We start from the raw sequence: 17,910 nt of genomic DNA, 5'->3' as shown, positions 1-17,910 counted from the left end.
GCTCGATCACTCCGCGCGGACCTCGGCCGCCGTCCGCCGCCCACCGCGCACGAAGCGGGCGAAGCGATCCATGTAAAGGTAGATGACCGGCGTGGTGTAGAGGGTCAGCACCTGCGAGATGAGCAGCCCGCCCACGATGGCGATGCCCAACGGCCGCCGCAGCTCCGAGCCCGTGCCTTGCCCCAGCGCCAGCGGAATGCCGCCAAAGAGGGCCGCCAAGGTGGTCATCATGATGGGGCGAAAGCGCAGAAGGCACGCCTTGTGGATCGACTCCTCCGGCGAGAGGCCCTCGTCGCGCTCGGCCTCCAGCGCAAAGTCGATCATCATGATGGCGTTCTTCTTCACGATGCCGATGAGCAAAATGATGCCGATGAGCGCGATGACGCTGAACTCCGTCTTGGTGAGCATCAACGCCAAGAGGGCACCCACGCCGGCCGAGGGCAAGGTCGACAGAATCGTGATGGGGTGGATGTAGCTCTCGTACAGGATGCCCAGCACGATGTAGACGGTGATGAGCGCCGCCAGGATCAAGACCGGCTCGCTGGCGAGCGACTCCTGAAACGCCGCCGCCGTCCCTTGAAACTCGGCGTGGATCCCGGGCGGCAAGCCAATTTCGCGGTTGGCCTCGTGGATGGCCTCTACCGCGCGGCCCAGCGATGCGCCCTCGGCCAAGTTGAAGGACAGGGTGGTGGCCGCGAACTGCCCCTGGTGCATGATGGAGAGCGCCACCGGCTTGGGCTCGAAATGCGTGAAGGCGCTGAGCGGCACCTGCACCCCGCTCTGCGCCTTGACGTAAATGCGATCGAGGGCGTCGGGGTTCTTCTGGAACTCCGGCTTCACCTCCAGGATGACGCGGTACAGATTGAGCTGCGTAAAGACGGTCGACACCTGGCGCTGGCCGAACGCGTCGTAGAGGACGTCGTCGATGGCCTGCGGCGAGACCCCCAGGCGCGAGGCGGTGTCGCGGTCGATGGTGAGCGCCACCTGCAGCCCCGACACTTGCAGATCGCTGGCCACGTCGCGGAGCTCGGGGAGGGTCTTCAGCTTCGCCAGCACCTGCGGCGCAAAGGCGCGCAGCTCCTCGATGCTGGCGTCTTCGAGCGTGTACTGGTACTGCGTGCGCGCGATGCGGTTGTCGATTTGCAGGTCCTGCACCGACTGGAGATAGAGCGCGGTGCCCTCCACGTGCGCGAGCTTGGGGGAGAGGCGCGCGATGATCTCCTCCGCGCTCGCCTCGCGCTCGGCGCGCGGCTTCAACGTGATGTTCATGCGCCCGCTGTTCATGGTGGCGTTCGTCCCATCGGCGCCGATGAACGAGGCGACGGAGACCACGTCGGGATCGGAGAGGAGCACGTCGGCCAGGGCGCGCTGGCGGTCCATCATGCGCCCGAACGACACATCGGGCGGCGCCTCCGATACACCGGTGATGATGCCGGTGTCCTGCTGCGGAAAGAACCCCTTGGGGACGAGCACCGCCAGGTACGCGGTGAGGGCCACGGTGGCCAGGGTGACGATCAAGGTGAAGAACTGATGCCGCAGCACCCAGCGCACCCCCACGTCGTAGACCCCGATCATCCGCTCGAAGAAGCGCTCCGAGACTTGGTAGAAGCGCCCTTCGTTGCCCGGCTGGTGCGGCTTCAAGAGGTGCCCGCACATCATGGCGGTCAAGGTGAGCGACAGCACGGCCGACACCGCGATGGCCACGCTCAAGGTGATGGCAAACTCGCGGAACAGCCGGCCGATGAGCCCCTGCATGAACAGCAGCGGGATGAGCACGGCCACCAAGGACACCGTCAGCGAGAGGATGGTGAACCCAATTTGCTTGGCGCCCTTGAGCGCGGCCTCGAACGGGGGCTCGCCCGCCTCGATGTAGCGCGCGATGTTCTCGATCATGACGATGGCGTCGTCGACGACGAAGCCGGTCGAAATGGTGAGCGCCATCAAGGAGAGGTTGTTGAGGCTGTAGCCGAGCAGGTACATCACCCCAAAGGTGCCCACCAAGGAGAGCGGCACCGCCACCCCCGGGATGATGGTCGCCCGGAAATTGCGCAGGAACAGGTAGATGACCGCGACCACCAGGCCCACGGTGAGCACCAAGGTGAACTCCACGTCCTCCACCGACGCGCGCACCGTCTCCGTGCGGTCGCTGAGGATCTTCACCTCGATGCCCTGCGGGAGGGTGGCCCGAAGTTGCGGAAGGAGCGCCTTCACGGCGTCGGCCACCTGAATGACATTGGCGCCCGGCTGCCGTTGCACATTGAGGATGATGGCGCGCTTGTCGTTGGCCCACCCGGCCAGCTGCGCGTTCTCCACCCCGTCGATCACCTGCGCGACGTTCGACAGCCGCACCGGCGCGTTGTTCTTGAAGGCGATGACGATGGGCCGGAACGAGGCGGCGTTCGACAGTTGGTCGTTGGTGGCCAGGGTAAAGTCCTGGCGCGCGCCGTCGATGTTGCCCTTGGGCTGGTTGACATTGGCGGCCAGGATGGCTTGGCGCACGTCCTCCAGGCCCAGCCCGAGCCCCGAGAGGGCCACCGGATCCACCTGCACCCGCACGGCGGGCTTCTGCGCCCCGTTCAAGGTGACCAGGCCCACCCCGGAGACCTGCGCGATCTTTTGCGCCAGGATGGAGTCGGCGTAGTCGTTGACCTGATCGAGCGCGATGGTGTCCGAGCTGACGCTCAAGGTCAGGATGGGCGTGTCGGCCGGGTTGCTCTTGCTGTACGTCGGCGGAATGGGCAAGGTCTTCGGCAGGAGGCTGGAGGCGGCGTTGATGGCGGCCTGCACGTCTTGCTCGGCCGCGTCGATGTTGCGATCCAGCGCGAACTGCACGGTGATCTGCGAGCTGCCAAAGCTCGACACCGATGTCATTTGCGTGAGCGACGGCATCTGGCCGAACTCGCGCTCCAGCGGCGTGGTCACCGCGGAGGCCATCGTCTCCGCGCTGGCGCCCGGCAGCAAGGTGGAGATGACGATGGTCGGATAATCGACCTGGGGCAGCGCCGAAACCGGCAATTGCCGAAAGGCGATCATGCCCGCGAGCAAGAGGCCGACCATCAAGAGCGACGTCGCCACCGGACGTCGAATGAACGGCTCGGAGATGTTCACGGCGCCCCGCTGGCGCTCGGCGCGGGAGCAGGCGCATCCCCCGCGCGCGTAGCCGCCTTGTTGTCGCTCTTGTCACTCGGCCGGGGCGCGATCTTCGAGCCCGGCTTGAGCTGGAACTGCCCGTCGGCCACCACCCGCTCGCCCGCGTTCAAGCCCTTGGCGATGATGGCCGAGTCGCCTTGGGTGAGCTCCACCTCCACCGGTCGCATCTCCACGGTCTGGTCGGGCTTCACGACATACGCAAATGGCCCTTGCGGACCGCGCTGCACCACCGCCGCGGGGATGACCAGGGCGCCGCGCTTGTTCGAGAGCAGAAGGCGCGCCTTGACGAACAGGTTGGGCCAGAGCTTGCGATCGGGGTTGGGGAACGTGGCCTTCAGTCGGATGGTGGCGGTGGCCGTGTTGATCTGGTTGTCGATCAAGGTCACGGTGCCGGCGCCCAGGCTTTGATCGCCGTCGCGGCTGAAGGCCTCCACGGTGAGCGGGCCGCGCGACATGGCCTCGGAGACGCGCGGCAGATCGTCTTGCGGAAGGGTGAAGAAGACGGCGATGGGATCGAGCTGCGTGATCACCACGATGCCATTGGCGTCGGCTTGCTTCACCACATTGCCCGGGTCGACTTGGCGCACGCCGGTGATGCCGTCGATGGGGGAGGTGATGCGCGAGTACTCGACCTGCAGGCGCGCGTTCTCCACGTCGGCCTGATCGGTGCGGACCTGGGCGTCGTTCTGGTCGACGGTGGCGCGTTGGTTGTCGTAGTCCTGCTGCGAAATGAGCTTCTGGCCGACCAGCTTCTCGTAGCGGTCCAGGTTCAATTTGGCGTTCTTGGCCGTGGCCTGATCTTTGGCGAGGGTCGCCTCGGCGGAGTGCAGCTTGGCGACGAACGGGCGCGGATCGACCTGCGCCAGCACGTCGCCCTTCTTGACCGACTGCCCCTCCTTGAAGAGCACCCGATCGAGGCGCCCGTCGACTTGGGTCCTCACGGTCACCGTGTAAAACGCCGTGGCCGTGCCCAAGCCATAGAGGTAAATGGGCGTGTCCTTCGACTCCACGGTGGCGAGGACCACCGGCACCGGGCGATTGGCTGCGGCCGAGGCCGAGGCGGAAGCGGCCGGGCCTCCTGCCGCGGCGCTCTTCGACGCGCGATACCGCGTGTACCCGAACACCAGCCCGCCCAGCACCAACACCGCTACGATCCATCGCCACGCACGCATGCGATCTCCATTCATGAACGATCCATCATCGACCGAGGGCGGCGAGAAGCTGAGCGCGTGCCGTCGCCAGATTGTAATCCGCTTGTACGACCCCCACCCCCGCCTTGGTGGCGGCCACTTGTGCGTCTCCGAGCTCGATCACGCTGCCGGTCCCCGCGTTGTAGCGCCCCTCCGCCAGGCGGAGCTGTTCGCGCGCGTTGGTTAGCGCTTCGTGTGCCACCGCGATCGCGGTTTTGCTGGCCTTGACGGAGAGCCATGCCTTCTGAACGTCGACCGCAATTTGGAGCTGTTGCGTTTGAACTTGGGCGTCGATGTCGGTGAGCCTGGCTTCCGCCTCGTGAACCACGCCATGGGTTTTCCAGCCGGATAGGATGGGCCAGGTGAGGGTGGCCCCCACGCTCCAGTTGTGAACCAGACCGCCGAGCTCCGCCCCGCCCGCGGAGCCGTCGGCGTTGGCCGAGATGCTGGGCCCGTACGCGCCTTTTTCGGCGCGCACGGTGAGCTCCTGCGCGTGGCGCTGCTTGGAGAGGTCCAAGAGCTCGGGCCTTTGCCCCATGGCCTTCTTCACCAGGTTCTCGAGCGGCTCGTCCTCGTCGGGCATGGAGCCGCTGTCATCGTCGGCGACGTCGAAGTCGGTGCCGCCCACCACGCCCATCGCTTGATTGACCGTGGCCTTGGAGTTTTCATAGTCATTTTGCGCCTGGATGAGGGTGAGGCGGTTGTTCGCAAAGTCGGTGCGCGCCTGCACCACGTCGATCTCCGGGCGGGTGCCGACCAGGACGAAGGCTTGAATCTGTTGCAGGCGTCGTTGCTGATTGGCGAGCGTCTCTTCGGCCACGGTGACCAGCCCTTTGTTCGCGCGGGCCGCGTAGTACGCCGTCTTGACGCCCAACTGCACCGCGATGAGCTGGGTACGCTCATTCTGCCGCGATGATTCCACGGTGGCGTCGGCCGCGCGCCAGCGCCCATCGGTTTGGCCGAAGTCGTAGAGCAATTGGCTGGCCGAGAGCCGGAAGTTGAACGCGTCGTAACTTCGATTGCTCGGGCTCGGCGGCACGAACCCCGTCGACGCGCCCGTGGGCACCGTGTTGCGCGTTTGGCGCAGGTAGGTGGCCGTACCGGTCAACTGGGGGAGGTAGCCCGAGCGCGCTTGCTCCACGCGGGCCCTCGATATGTCGGTGGTGGCGCGGGCTCTGCGCATGGCTGGCTGATGGGCGGCTGCGGTGTCCATCGCTTCGCGAAGGGTGAGGACTCGGGAAGGTGCAGGATGCACGGGTTCCGAGGGAACGGTAGAGATGGCTTGCGCCAAAAGGATGGGTAAAAGCAGCGCCGCGGGCATGCGGTCCGAAAAACCATGACGAAGCGAGCCTGTCGAGTGAAGAACGGCGAAGGGTTCCCGCTCGATGGCGAAAGGCGCGAATTCGGTGGCGAACGGTTTTTCGCTTGGCGAAGCGGCCCGTTCACCCTAATTCGCAGGGTTCATGAGCCACGAAAACGACATTCTGGCGCTCGAGGACCGCGTGACCGCACATGCTCGCTCGCTCGGGGCCGACTTCGACGTGGTGCCCTGCGATCCCGCGCTGGCCGACACGGCGGCGTTCTGCGCGCACTACGGCTTCGAGCTCGGGGACTCGGCCAACGCCATCCTGGTGGCGAGCAAGAGCGAGCCGCGCAAATACGCTGTGTGCCTGCTCCTCGCGAACACGCGCCTGGACGTGAACAAGGCCGTGTGCCGTCAGCTCGATTGCAAGCGCGCGTCGTTCGCGGACGCCGACGAGACCGTGCGTTTGACGGGGATGATCATCGGCGGTGTGACCGTGTTCGGGCTTCCCGCCGAGCTGCCCATCTTGGTGGACCTTGCCGTGATGGCGCGTCCTCGTGTCATCGTGGGGGGCGGCAGCCGCGGTACGAAGCTGCGCGTGGATCCGGAGGTGTTTCGGCGGATGCCGCAGGCGACGGTGGTCGAGAATTTGGCGCTTCGCAAGGCGTGAGGCGGCGGCGTGTTTGGGGGCGGCAGCCGCGGTACGAAGCTGCTCGAAGTGTTTCGGCGGATGCCGCAGGCGACGGTGGTCGAGAATTTGGCGCTTCGCAAGGCGTGAGGCGGCGGCGTGTTTGGTGCGGGGGCGGCGGCGTGTTCGGTGCGCGGGCGTGTTCGGTGCGCGGGCGGTCAGTCGTGCCCGGCGGGTTCGGGCCACTGTTCGCGCATCATGCAGAAGGTGGACGACTGTGTGATTTGGCGGGCGTGGTCGGCGCCGACGCGGCGGGAGAGGTCGGCCTCGAAGGCTTTGAGCTCCCGGGTCTTGGCCAGGTAGTAGCGCTCGATGGGATCGAGGCGCGAGCCGTCTTCGGCGCGCGTGCCCGCGCGGACCTCGGCGACGTGCTTGAAGATGTTCGCGTCCTTTTGGGCCTCGGCGTCTAGGATCGATTCGCAGTATTCCGCGCCGATTCGTTCGACCACCTTGGCGTCGGCCCCGAGCCACTCGGCACAGTTGGCGCGGGTGGTCTCCCATGCGCGGGCGTTGGCTTGCTTGTACGCGTCGGCCACCGTCTGCGCGTCGCTCTCTTTGAGCCCCACGGATTGGAGCTCCTCCACGCCGGGGAACCAGTCGTTGCCCATGGCACATGGCCGGCTCAGTTTCACTTGTCCGTGCTTGGCGAGCTCCTTCCACTCTTCGCTGGTGGGATCGAAGCGATCTTCCACCGTGTTCGTTGCCTGGGCAGCGGCTTCGTCGGTCGCATTCGTCAGCTCGGTGGAGGCGACGTTCCCCGCGCCCCCCGCGGTGAACATCTCGGACGACAGGCGCTCCGCTTCTTCTCCCTCTTTCTGTTGCAGGCGCTCCTGACACCGTATCAGCGAATCGGCCAGCGACTGGCGCGCGGACTCGATGGCCTCGTCGTTGGCGTTCGCCGCCCCTTTGCCTGCGTTGCACGAGGCGTTGGCCGTCGCGCTCCCGCGGTGGGGCGCCTTGCCCAGGGCGTTTTTGCCTTCGTAGAATGCGATCGTCGACAAAACACCGATTGCACTCGCGATGACATAGAACTTTATCATCGGAACCTCGACCTCGACATCAAGCGTGCCTACGGCCCACTACGGCGTTCGATCTAACGACAACCTCGCGGCCGACATCTTGGGTAGTTACGCCGCCGCCGGCAAGACGATTCCCTCGTCACGAAGGTGTCTCCCGGCCGCCGGCCGCCGCGCACGCTCGAACGCGCCCGCTGCGATGCCACGCCGGCCGCGACCGTTTGCCCATGTTGGCTCGAGACCCCACGTCGGGAAGGCGATCCATGGGATCAACCGCCAGGGCGCGAGGGGTCGTCACGAGAGAGGAGAGTCGGGAAAAGGATCAACCGCCAGGGCGCCGGGGGCGCCACGAGAAGAGAGGAGAAGAGGAGGAGGGTAAGAGGGACGAAGCGCGACGAATCGCGCAACCCCTGGCGACCCTCGCGTCCTAGCGGTTCACTCACGTCGTTGCCCGAGCGCCTCAAGTGAAGCAAAAAGGCGTCGGTCGAGAAGAAGATGTGCCGCAGAGTCGCACCCTGTAGCCAGAGGGCGCCATCGAACGAGATAGAGTGGCTCTCGACCTAAGGTGGGGGGATCCGGAGGCGCTTGCCGCACTCGCGAACCTCTACGAAAAACAAGGGATGTGGCGGGACTTGGTGGAGGTCCTCGAGAGGACCCTCGCCATCGTTCCAAACGAAGACGATCGGCTCAATATCCTGACCCGTCGCGCGCGTATCTTCATCGATAAGCTCGGGCGCGACGACAAGGCCATAGCCGACTACCAGCGCATCCTGGAGATCGATCGCGCCAATTTGGTCGCGCTTCGCTCGATCGCCACGATCTGGCGCCGCCAGCAAGATGCCAACCAGCTCGTGCTCGCGCTTCATCAGATCGTGGGCCGCGCGTCGCACATCCTCGATCCCGAGGAGCTGAAGGACGTCTTTCGCGAGCTGGCCATGACCTACCTCCGCGTGCTCGGACGCCCGGAGGACGCGGCCGAAGCCTGGCGCAAATTGCTCGAGATCGAGCCCGATCCCGATGCGATGGATGCGCTGGAGAATCTGTACCGCAGCGGGGGCCGTTGGCTCGAGGTCATCGATGTGAAGATGATGCGCGCGGAGGCCCTGACCGTTCCCGCCGCCAAGATCGACGAGTACTGGAGCGTCGCGGCGATTTGGACGTCGACCCTTCGAAGGCCCGAGGACGCCGCGGGCGTCTACGAAAAGATCCTGCAAATCGATCCGTCGAACCATGACGCGTTCGGCGAGCTGGAGCGCGCCCATCGCCGGGCCTCGCGCTGGCCACAGCTCATCGACTTGCTCATCTCCCGCCTCGATTCGGGGCCGGAGAAGCACGAGAAGATCGCGCTGCTGCACAAGATCGCGCAGGTCTGCGAGGACGGCCTCGACGATCCCAACGAAGCCTTCGTGGCGCTCACCAGCGCGCTCGAAGAGGACGTCCACGACGTGTCGTCGGTGCGCCACATCGAGCGGGTCGCGGGCAAGACGGGGCTCTGGGACGATCTGATTCGAACGGCCACCGGCTGGCTCGACGATGAGGCGACGCAGCACGATCCAAAGAAGAAGATCCGCATTCTGCTCCACCTCGCCCATTGGAACGCCCAGGCGGGGCACGCCGAATACGCCCAGGCGTACTACGCGCAAATCGAGGAGCTGGTCCCCAAGAACGCGAACGCGCTCGAGGTGTACCGCGAGGTCCTGAAGGCCGATCCCACGAACATGCACGCGCTCATGGGCTGCGCGCGCATCCACGAGGCGCTCCATCAGTGGAACGATCTGGCGCGCGTGCTCGAAGCGGCGCTGGAGGGCGCGACCACGGAGCGCGAGCGCATCGACGTTCTTTTGCGCCTGGCCAGGCTGGACGACGAACACTTCGTTCGCCCGGAGATGGTCTCCCAGAGGCTCGAGCAGGTGCTGGAGATCGATCCCACCTCGGAGGACGCCTACGAGGCGCTGGAGCGCAGCTACAAGAAGCTGCGCAAGTGGAAGGAGCTGGTCAAGACGTACCAGCGCCATCTGCGCATCACCGACGATCGGCAGACGAAGGTTCGGATTTACCTGACCATCGCGCAAATCCACACCGAGGAGGTGCCGGATCCGCAAAAGACGATCGAGGCCTACGAGCACGTGGTGGCGCTCGACGATTCGAATGTCGAGGCCAACGGCGCCTTGGCGAAGCTGTACGAGAGCCAGGGGAACTCCGATCAATCGATCGAGCACATGACCCGCCTGGCCGAGCTGACGCGCGATCCCCAGGAGCGCGCGGAGGCCTATTACCGCATCGGCAAGGCCATCGAGCAAAAGCATGGCAATCGCCTGTCGGCCCAGGACCGCTACGATCTGGCCATCGGCTTCGATCCGTCGCACATCAAGGCCCTGGCCGCGGCGCGCACCATCGCCACCGAGAACGGCGACTACGAGCGCGCGGTGCGTTACCTGGATCAGGAGCAGAGCCACACCCCGCACGCGCGAACCCGCTCCAGGCTGTTGATGGAAATGGGGCGGCTGCACCAGGAGAAGCTCGGCAACCACGAGAGCGCGATCCTGGCCTTCGAGGCGGCGTACCAAGCGGACGACGACAACGAAGAGGCCGCGCTGCAGCTGATCGACGACTACATCGATCGCAAGGAGTGGGCAAAGGCGGAGGGACCGCTGGAGCTCGTCATCCGAAAAGCGACGAAGAAGCCGCGCAACGAGCAGCTGGAGCTGCACAAGAAGTTGGGGCACGTCTGCCTGTCGCTCGGCAAAGACGATAAAGCCCTCAAAGCATTTACCGCAGCCTACCGCTTCGACGTCACCGATCTGGTGACCGTTCGCGGGATGGCCGACGCTGCGTTCCGTCTGCGCGATTGGAACGCGGCCCTCACCAAATACCACAAACTCTTGACGTCGCTCCCGCCGGACGAAAAAGAAATCCGGGCCGACGTTTACTTCAAGTTGGGTTGCATGAAACGCGAACAAGGATTCGCCAAGCAGGCGATCGCCAACTTCGAAAAAGCCTTCACCTCGGACGAGGTCCACAAGCCGACCCTGGAGGCTTGTATTTCGCTGTACACCGAGTCCAAGGACTGGAAACAAGTCGCCGCCCTGAAGCGCAAGATCGTCGACGGCGAGCGCGATCCCGAGGCCAAGTTCGTCCTTTTGCAGGAGCTGGCCGACATCTGGGTCGACAAGGCGAAGAACCTCGAAAAGGCGCTGGAGGCGCTGGAGGAGGCGCGCGCCATCAAGCCCAACCTGCACCCGCTGCTCCACCGCATCGTGATGCTCTATCAGCAGGCGGAAAATTGGCCGCGCGTGATCGAGATGGTCCTGCAAATGGCGTCGCTCGATCGCGATCCCACGCGCAAGAGCAAATACATCTCCACCGTCGCGCAGATCTACCGCGAAAAGATGAACGACGAGGCGCGCGCCATCGAAGTCTACAACGAGGCGCTCGATCTCAATCCCAATTTGCTCGAGGCGTTCGAGCGCATCGTGAAGATGCTCACCGCCAACAAAGATTGGAAAGGCCTCGAGCGCTCCTTCCGCAAAATGCTGCGGCGGCTCACCCACTCGACCAACGCCGAGCTCCTGCACAATTTGTGGCACAATTTGGGCGTCATCTACCGCGATCGTCTGAACGACGTACCGAGCGCCATCGAGGCGTTCAAGATGGCGGCGCGCGCGGGGCAGGAGCACACGCAAGACCGCCAAATTCTGGCGGAGCTCTTCGAAGCAACGAACCAGACCGACGCGGCCATCGTCGAGCACACGGAGGTCTTGAAGGCCAACCCGACGCAGGCCGGCCCCTACCGCTCGCTCTGCAAGCTGTATCTGGCGCGGCACGAGTACGATCGCGCGTGGTGCATGTGCGCGGCGCTCTCCTTCATGCACCAGGCCGACCCGAACGAGCAGCAGTTCTTCGAGAGCTACCGGCCGCGGCGCATGCTCCAAGTTCGAAATCGGCTGTGCGCCGAGCATTGGATCAAGAACCTGTTCCACCAAGAAGAAAATCTGTATATCGACAAGATTTTCGAGATGATCATCCCGGCCGCCATCGTGGCGAAGCTGAATCAGCTCAAGGCCGCAAACCAATTGCCGGCGCTCGATCGCAGGTATCGGCAAGATCCCGCGACCAGCACGGTGACCTTGGCGAAGACGTTCGGCTGGGCGGCGCAGGTGCTCGGGGTGCAAGCACCGGAGCTCTACGTGCGGACCGACATCGCCGGCTCGCTGTTGGCCGTGCCCTATTCGCCGCCGGCCAGCGTGGCGGGGCAGACGATCCTCAGCGGGTTTACGCCGCAGGAGCTGACCTTCATCGTCGGCAAGCACCTGACGTACTACCGCGGCGGACACTATATGCGGAATTTGTTCCCGTCGCTCAACGAGCTGAAGGTGATGCTCTTCGCGGCCGTCAAAATCGTGAAACCCAACTTCAATGTTCCTTCCGACGTGGCGGAGGGCGTGAAGGGTGCCGCGGCGGAGCTGGTCAAATACATGCAGCCCATTCAGCGCGACTCGCTGCGGGTGATTGTCGAGCGGTTCATCGAAGAGGGGATGAAGGTCGACCTGAAGAAGTGGGCTCAGACCGTGGAAGTGACGGCCATGCGCGCGGGGCTCTTGCTGTGCGCCGATCTGGAAATTGCGAAGAAGATCATCGTGGCCGAGCCGCAGCTTCCGGGGGATATGGCGCCGCAGGACAAGTTGAAAGAGTTGGTGCTCTTCAGCGTGAGCGAGCCGTATTTCAATTTGCGTGAAACGCTGGGGATTGCCGTCGCGGCGTGAGGGGAAGCGGCGGCCGGGGCTGCGGGATATGACGGCGGCTGCGGGGTGCGGCGGCCGCTGCGGGTACGTCGGCGGCTGCGGTCATGCGAAGTCTTGCATGGCTTTCAGGCAGAACATCCATGCGCCTTGCAGGGCGGCGGTGACCAGGAGCATGCGCTGTCTGCGCGCGGTGCTGGCGTTGACGTCTGCGCCGGTGTCGGTGTTTGCATCGGCGACCAGGTGCGCGAAGGTTGGCGTGGCGGAGAGGATGACGGCGGGGACGAGGAAGAGCCAGAGGCGCGCGACTTCGCCGTAGGTTGCGCCGAAGATGGCCGTCGCGGCGAGGATGGCGGCGGTGCCCATCGCTGGCGTGCTGCGTCCGTCGATGCGACGGCGGACGAGGGACGCGATGCCCTTGGCGCATTGCCAGCCGAAGGCCAGAACGATGGGCGGGCCGATCCAGTAGAAGAACTCGAGCAGGTTCAATCGGGCGGCGGGCCAGCGCAGCGATTCGTTCCAGCGCATCCAGCGGTGGTGGTGCGCCAGCGAGCGCTGAAATGCGTGGAGCGGATTGTAACCTGCCGCTGCGGCGAGGAGCGCCGTTAGGAGCGCGAAGACGGCGAGTGCGAGGAGCGCTCCGCGAAGTAGCGGGCGCCAGGGCAGGGGGCGGTCGACTTTGCGGATGGTGGCCCGGGCGGCCCACACGAGGACGGCCGTCAGCGGAAAGGCGGGGAGCACGGAGAACGATACGAATTGTGCGAGCCACGCGAGGGCGCCGGCGCCTGCCCAGAGAGCCCGCGTTCGCGCAACGCTGCGAGCGGCGCCTGGGTCGTCGCGCGTGGCGCCCGCAACGCACACGGCGCGCACGGCGAACGCCCAGAGGGTGGTGACCAATAGCGGATAAAGCGTTTGGTCGAGGTGCAACGTCACCAACTGCACGGGCGGGCAAAGCATGTAAAGAAACGCTGGCCAAAGCGCCAGATCGCGTCCGAGCAGGGCGAGCCCCAAATACGTCAGGGGCAGGAGCGTGAGCATCGACAGCAGCGGGTAAACGAACAACGCCGTGTTTATCAAGCGCCATTGCCGGCTCGTTTCGACCTCGGGCCGATCCGGCGGCGGCACCGACCACCGATCCGGCACCACGGCGTCCGCCAGGTCCGCGACGGCCATGTAAAACAGCAATTGCCCGGGAGGCTTGGAGGGAAGAAAGCTCTTTTCGGCCGCAATCGTCTCGTAGTCGCGCAACGCAGCCCATGCACTCTGCAACTTTCCCGCTTCGAGCGCGAACTCGGCGTGCCCTCTGCCCACCATGCGGTCGCGCATCCCGTTCCACCCCCGATTCTCGGCCAGCGCGAGGCCGTGCTGCAGCGCGAACCCCGTCACGACGAGGATCGCGACCTTGCGCGCGAGCGCCGTGTTCGACGGGTGGGGCGCGGCGACCATGCGCGCGCACAGAGGCAGCGCAAACGCCGCAGCGACCAGCACGAGGGTGCCCAGCATCCCCTTGTCGTGAATCTCGTAGCGGCCCACGGGAACCGTCTGAACCCCGAGCGCGAGCAGGACCCCAACGAGCACGGTCGCGAAGGCGGCAACGGTGAGAAATCGGGATTCGGCTCGTCGCGGGGGCATCTCTTCGAGGTCGGTACCAGTGCGAGGGCGACCGCACAAGCGAAAGAAGAGCCGAAGGGCGCCTACCGAAGCATCGCACCGCGCCGCGTGCGCGCGCCTCGTCGACGTTAGTCTTCTGGGGGAATGTCACAACTTCCGGAGAGCCGGAAGGTCACGGACTCCCGCGAGGAGCTCCAATGTTTGCCTTCGAAGTCATCGGGCAGCCGAACGCTCATGGCCCCGTTCAGAATGGCGCCGTCCAGGAGGTCGCATCGTGTCGTGACGTCTCCCTGGAGGTGCATGACGGCCGTCGTGGCATTCCAAGCATGGTGACCACCCGCCCCGATCTCGAGCCGCACACGGAGACGATATCCGGCACGGCCATCGGCCCTGGCGTGCACGCGCCGAACCTCCTCGAACCGGACCCTCGTTCCGTAGAAGTCGTTGTCCTCGTGCGACGCTTCTTCATACGTGCCCTCGGACGCGGCGACCCTCAGCGCTTCGCGCAGTTCGATGAGCCAGGTCCCCACCGCTCCGCCCGGATCGACCTCCTCGACACGATCCAAGGTGGCGTCCGACGCGGCGCCCCAGCGCACCACGGGTGGCGGCCCGGCCGTCGTGAGGGCTTGATAGAACGCCGCCTTGCCATGGACCGTGCGGCCCGCGCCCCTCCAGGGCTGCGCGGGGTTGAATGCCCCGACGAGATAATGAGCCCAGCCTTCACACGTTGCGTTCTGCGGAGCACCGTTGGGTTTCGCGCACACGTTGGGCCGAGGAGGTTTGGCCTGCGGCCTGCCGCCGTCTTTTGCATCGCCCGCGACGTCGCGGGCATCGCCCATCGTAGGCGCCGCTGCGTCGATCCCCATCATGGCGTGATGACTGGGCTCATCGGGGCGTACGGATGCCTCGTGATGGCACCCCGCGGCAAACAATACGAGGGCGAGCTGCTGCGGCCAAGAACATTGGAGTTTACCGAAGGGCTGCATTTCGATCGATCCCACTCGACCCTGATGTCACCCGAAGATGGGCTCTCGGGCCAACTGTGCTTCGACGACATGTAAGAATCGCCGAAGTGGGATCCGGAACGACTCAGGAAACTCTTATCGCTTCGGTGACGCGCTCCTGATCCTGTGAAGAAAAGAGGTGGGGCAAGCCCGCTCGGGCAAACCGGAGAGCGCCCACGAGCACGCCGCGTGACGGCGCAGCGGTGCAACACGTCGCTCGAACCTCCCGATCGTGGCGCGGCGAGGTAGAGCGTCTCGGGCACGCCCGGGCCGCCACGGGGACCTCGTAGCGGATGACGACGACGTTGAGTCGCGGCGCCGCGGAAGGACGATGCTTGCGCAAGCTCGTGTGCGACTGCCGCGTACATGCCCTTGGCGGCGTCCTCGGCGCTCTGAGCAACTCGGCGAATCAGGTTCCCTCGGGGGGCGAAAGGCTCTCGACGGCACCCGACAGTGAAAATCGCGATGAGGAGCCGCAGGTCCGGAGAGTCGAAACGCCGCATTCAAGCTGACGCTGTGCATCTCCGTCGGGCGTGGGGTGTCGAGGTACGGGACGATGCCGGCGTAACAGCATGCCGTCGTTGATGTCTTTTCCGTAATGATGAGTAAGTCGATTCCTGCGGCCCGCGATGCGAACCCCCAAGATGCGGATCGAGCGGACGCGCATCGAGTGATTCAGATTCATCGCAACGCGACATATCGACTGTTTCACATTGAGATAGTCGGGGCAAGCAACGGCGAAGTCGTTGCGACAGGCCGTCACCCGTTCTGGACTCAACGCGGTTGGACTGTCGCGGAAGAACTTACGACGAGCGATGTGCTGATGGACGACGAGGGACGTTCTGTCTTCATTCGCTCGATCGCGGCGGAATCGCGCGACGCGGCAACGTTCAACCTGAGCGTCGAGGGGACGCACACGTTCTTCGTTGTTGCAGGGAATACACCGGTTCTCGTGCACAACGTCGACCCATATGACGTGTTGTTCACGCAGGACAGCTATGGGCCAACGTTCAGTAACGGCGATTGGGCAGGGCGAAGCCTGGAGGATGCGGTAGCGCAGGCGCGATTGCACCAACGCTTGCCGGCAGGTCTCACCCTGAAAGTCATGGAGTTGAATGGGCAGTGGGTGACGCTAAACAATCGTACCTTGGGCGTAGCTAGGATGGCGAACCTGCCTGATGGTGCAATTCACGACGTAGGTCCAGGTGGTTGGAATAAGGTGCAGCAGCTTCTGCGTCCATACATTATTCCCGTTCCACCTGACTCACGTCACGGACGGCGCCCGTATCGGAGCTGGTCGTCATGGCCGCATATGCGCGCAGCGCAGGGCTGACGACTCGGTCGCGGTGCGCCGGTTTCCATGCGGTGCGGCCTTTGGCCTCCATGGCGGTGCGGCGGGCGGCGAGAATTTCGTCGGAGATGGCCAAACGGATGGTGCGGTTCGGGATGTCGATTTCGATGGTGTCGCCGTTTTCGACGATGGCGATGGTGCCTTTTTCGGCGGCTTCGGGGCTGACGTGGCCGATGGATAGACCGGAGGTGCCGCCGGAGAAGCGGCCGTCGGTGAGCAGCGCGCAGGCTTTGCCCAGGCCTTGCGACTTCAAATAGGAGGTGGGGTAGAGCATCTCTTGCATGCCCGGGCCGCCCTTGGGGCCCTCGTAGCGGATGACCACGACATCGCCGGCGACGACTTCGCCGGAGAGGATGCCGGTGACGGCGGCGTCTTGGCTCTCGTAGACGCGGGCGGGGCCGGAGAATTTCAGGATCGACTCTTCGACGCCGGCGGTTTTGACGATGCAGCCGCGCTCGGCGATGTTGCCCGTGAGCACGGCGAGGCCGCCGTCTTGCGAGTATGCGTGCTCCTTGCTGCGGATGCAGCCGGCGGCGCGGTCCGTGTCCAATGTGGGGTAGCGCCTCGATTGGCTGAACGCCGTTTGGGTGGGTACGCCGCCGGGGGCCGCGCGGTAGAAGGTGACGGCCGGGGAGTCCGCGGATTGCCGCATCACGTCCCATTCGTCGAGGGTGGCGCCCATGGAGATGCTGTGGACGGTGTGCACGTCGCGGTGCAGGAGGCCCGCGCGATCGAGCTCGCCCAGGATGCCCATGACCCCGCCGGCGCGGTGCACGTCCTCCATATGGTACTTCGCGGTGGCCGGAGCGACCTTGGCCAAGCAGGGCACGCGGCGGGAGACGCGATCGATGTCGGCCATTTTGAAGGGTACGCCGGCTTCGAAGGCGGCGGCCAAGAGGTGAAGCACGGTGTTGGTCGAGCCGCCCATGGCGACGTCGAGGCTCATCGCGTTTTCGAAGGCTTCGAAGGTGGCGATGTTGCGCGGCAATACCGATGCATCGTTTTGTTCGTAATAGCGTTTGGCCAACTCCACCACGAGGCGGCCGGCGCGCAGGAAAAGCTCTTTGCGATCGGCGTGGGTGGCCAGCACCGAGCCGTTGCCGGGCAGCGAGAGGCCGAGCGCCTCGGTGAGGCAATTCATCGAGTTGGCGGTGAACATGCCCGAGCACGAGCCGCAGGTCGGACAGGCCGAGCGCTCGACGGCGGCGACCTCCTCGTCGCTCACCTTGGGGTTGGCGGCGTCGACCATGGCATCGATCAGATCGAGGTGGCGGGTCTTGTCGCCCCAGCTCACCTTGCCGGCCTCCATGGGGCCGCCCGACACGAAGACGGCCGGGATGTCGAGGCGCAAGGCGGCCATGAGCATGCCGGGGGTGATCTTGTCGCAATTGGAAATGCACACCAGCGCGTCCGCCGTGTGGGCGTTCACCATGTATTCGACCGAGTCGGCGATGAGGTCGCGGCTGGGCAAGCTGTAGAGCATGCCGCCGTGGCCCATGGCGATGCCGTCGTCGATGGCGATGGTGTTGAACTCCTTGGCGACGCCGCCCGCCCGCTCGATTTCGCGCGCTACCAACTGGCCGAGATCCTGTAGGTGCACGTGGCCAGGAACGAACTGGGTGAACGAGTTGGCGATGGCGATGATCGGCTTGTCGAAATCGCCGTCTTTCATTCCGGTTGCACGCCAAAGTGCGCGGGCGCCGGCCATGTTGCGGCCGGCGGTGGAGGTGCGGGAGCGGTATTGGGGCATGTCGGGTGGCTCTAGACTAGCCCATTTTCGCGCCACGCGAGCGCATCGGGTGCCGCGTGCGGGCCGCCGAATCGGACGAGCTTGTCGTTGGAACCCATGGGGGCGGGC

At 65.1% G+C, this 17,910-nt stretch carries 11 protein-coding genes; 4 read left to right on the top strand and 7 right to left on the bottom strand.

The window, feature by feature from the left end:
* Nucleotides 1-6: 6 nt before the first annotated feature.
* Genes LZC94_22080 through LZC94_22070 form a run of 3 tightly spaced genes read right to left on the bottom strand, consistent with a single transcriptional unit; the run spans nt 7 to nt 5,553 of the window.
* On the bottom strand, nt 7-3,057 hold the full coding sequence (locus tag LZC94_22080; GenBank protein WXB20227.1) for a multidrug efflux RND transporter permease subunit: 3,051 nt from the start codon (nt 3,055-3,057) through the stop codon (nt 7-9).
* A 47-nt stretch (nt 3,058-3,104) separates the two neighbouring features.
* A complete protein-coding gene (locus LZC94_22075; protein WXB19899.1) occupies nt 3,105-4,322 on the bottom strand; it encodes an efflux RND transporter periplasmic adaptor subunit in 1,218 nt (405 codons plus the stop codon).
* Between the two features lie 25 nt (nt 4,323-4,347).
* Nucleotides 4,348-5,553 carry a TolC family protein gene (locus tag LZC94_22070; GenBank protein ID WXB19898.1) on the bottom strand — a complete coding sequence of 402 codons (1,206 nt, stop codon included), beginning with the start codon at nt 5,551-5,553 and terminating at the stop codon, nt 4,348-4,350.
* 250 nt (nt 5,554-5,803) lie between these two features.
* Here LZC94_22070 and LZC94_22065 point away from each other — a divergent pair, with 250 nt between their 5' ends.
* Entirely contained in the window at nt 5,804-6,313 is a 510-nt protein-coding gene (locus LZC94_22065) for a hypothetical protein (GenBank protein WXB19897.1), read from the top strand.
* A gap of 176 nt (nt 6,314-6,489) precedes the next feature.
* Here LZC94_22065 and LZC94_22060 read toward each other — a convergent pair whose 3' ends face one another.
* Nucleotides 6,490-7,371: a hypothetical protein gene (locus LZC94_22060; protein WXB19896.1), complete on the bottom strand. Its 882-nt coding sequence runs from the start codon at nt 7,369-7,371 to the stop codon at nt 6,490-6,492.
* Nucleotides 7,372-7,895: 524 nt separating this feature from the next.
* Between LZC94_22060 and LZC94_22055 the strand changes: the two genes are divergently transcribed.
* Entirely contained in the window at nt 7,896-12,110 is a 4,215-nt protein-coding gene (locus LZC94_22055) for a tetratricopeptide repeat protein (protein WXB19895.1), read from the top strand.
* 81 nt (nt 12,111-12,191) lie between these two features.
* Here LZC94_22055 and LZC94_22050 read toward each other — a convergent pair whose 3' ends face one another.
* Both LZC94_22050 and LZC94_22045 read right to left on the bottom strand, forming a co-directional pair.
* Nucleotides 12,192-13,718: a hypothetical protein gene (locus LZC94_22050; protein ID WXB19894.1), complete on the bottom strand. Its 1,527-nt coding sequence runs from the start codon at nt 13,716-13,718 to the stop codon at nt 12,192-12,194.
* Nucleotides 13,719-13,825: 107 nt separating this feature from the next.
* The gene (locus tag LZC94_22045) at nt 13,826-14,566 is read right to left on the bottom strand and encodes a hypothetical protein (GenBank protein ID WXB19893.1); all 741 of its coding nucleotides are present in this window, start codon (nt 14,564-14,566) and stop codon (nt 13,826-13,828) included.
* Nucleotides 14,567-14,605: 39 nt separating this feature from the next.
* On the opposite strand from LZC94_22045, the gene LZC94_22040 reads away from it, so the two are divergent.
* Both LZC94_22040 and LZC94_22035 read left to right on the top strand, forming a co-directional pair.
* Nucleotides 14,606-14,758: a hypothetical protein gene (locus tag LZC94_22040; protein WXB19892.1), complete on the top strand. Its 153-nt coding sequence runs from the start codon at nt 14,606-14,608 to the stop codon at nt 14,756-14,758.
* Between the two features lie 541 nt (nt 14,759-15,299).
* Nucleotides 15,300-16,034, top strand: a complete 735-nt coding sequence (locus LZC94_22035) for an HINT domain-containing protein (GenBank protein WXB19891.1) — start codon at nt 15,300-15,302, stop codon at nt 16,032-16,034.
* Here the strand turns inward: LZC94_22035 and ilvD are convergent.
* Nucleotides 15,946-17,802 (bottom strand): dihydroxy-acid dehydratase, encoded by a 1,857-nt coding sequence (gene ilvD, locus LZC94_22030; protein WXB19890.1) that lies wholly within the window; start codon nt 17,800-17,802, stop codon nt 15,946-15,948. The genes LZC94_22035 and ilvD overlap by 89 nt on opposite strands.
* Nucleotides 17,803-17,910: the final 108 nt, after the last annotated feature.

This window comes from Sorangiineae bacterium MSr11954 (assembly GCA_037157815.1).
Classification (GTDB): Bacteria; Myxococcota_A; Polyangia; order Polyangiales; family Polyangiaceae; genus Pendulispora; species Pendulispora albinea.
This window is presented reverse-complemented; position numbering and strand designations above follow the sequence as displayed.

Excerpts from the sequence above, each read along its gene's own strand:
- LZC94_22080 (WXB20227.1), bottom strand. The coding sequence starts at position 3,057 with ATGGTCGGCCTCTTGCTCGCGGGCATGATCGCCTTTCGGCAATTGCCG.
- LZC94_22075 (WXB19899.1), bottom strand. The coding sequence starts at position 4,322 with ATGCGTGCGTGGCGATGGATCGTAGCGGTGTTGGTGCTGGGCGGGCTG.
- LZC94_22070 (WXB19898.1), bottom strand. The coding sequence starts at position 5,553 with ATGGACACCGCAGCCGCCCATCAGCCAGCCATGCGCAGAGCCCGCGCC.
- LZC94_22065 (WXB19897.1), top strand. The coding sequence starts at position 5,804 with ATGAGCCACGAAAACGACATTCTGGCGCTCGAGGACCGCGTGACCGCA.
- LZC94_22060 (WXB19896.1), bottom strand. The coding sequence starts at position 7,371 with ATGATAAAGTTCTATGTCATCGCGAGTGCAATCGGTGTTTTGTCGACG.
- LZC94_22050 (WXB19894.1), bottom strand. The coding sequence starts at position 13,718 with ATGCCCCCGCGACGAGCCGAATCCCGATTTCTCACCGTTGCCGCCTTC.
- LZC94_22045 (WXB19893.1), bottom strand. The coding sequence starts at position 14,566 with ATGATGGGGATCGACGCAGCGGCGCCTACGATGGGCGATGCCCGCGAC.
- LZC94_22035 (WXB19891.1), top strand. The coding sequence starts at position 15,300 with ATGATGAGTAAGTCGATTCCTGCGGCCCGCGATGCGAACCCCCAAGAT.
- ilvD (WXB19890.1), bottom strand. The coding sequence starts at position 17,802 with ATGCCCCAATACCGCTCCCGCACCTCCACCGCCGGCCGCAACATGGCC.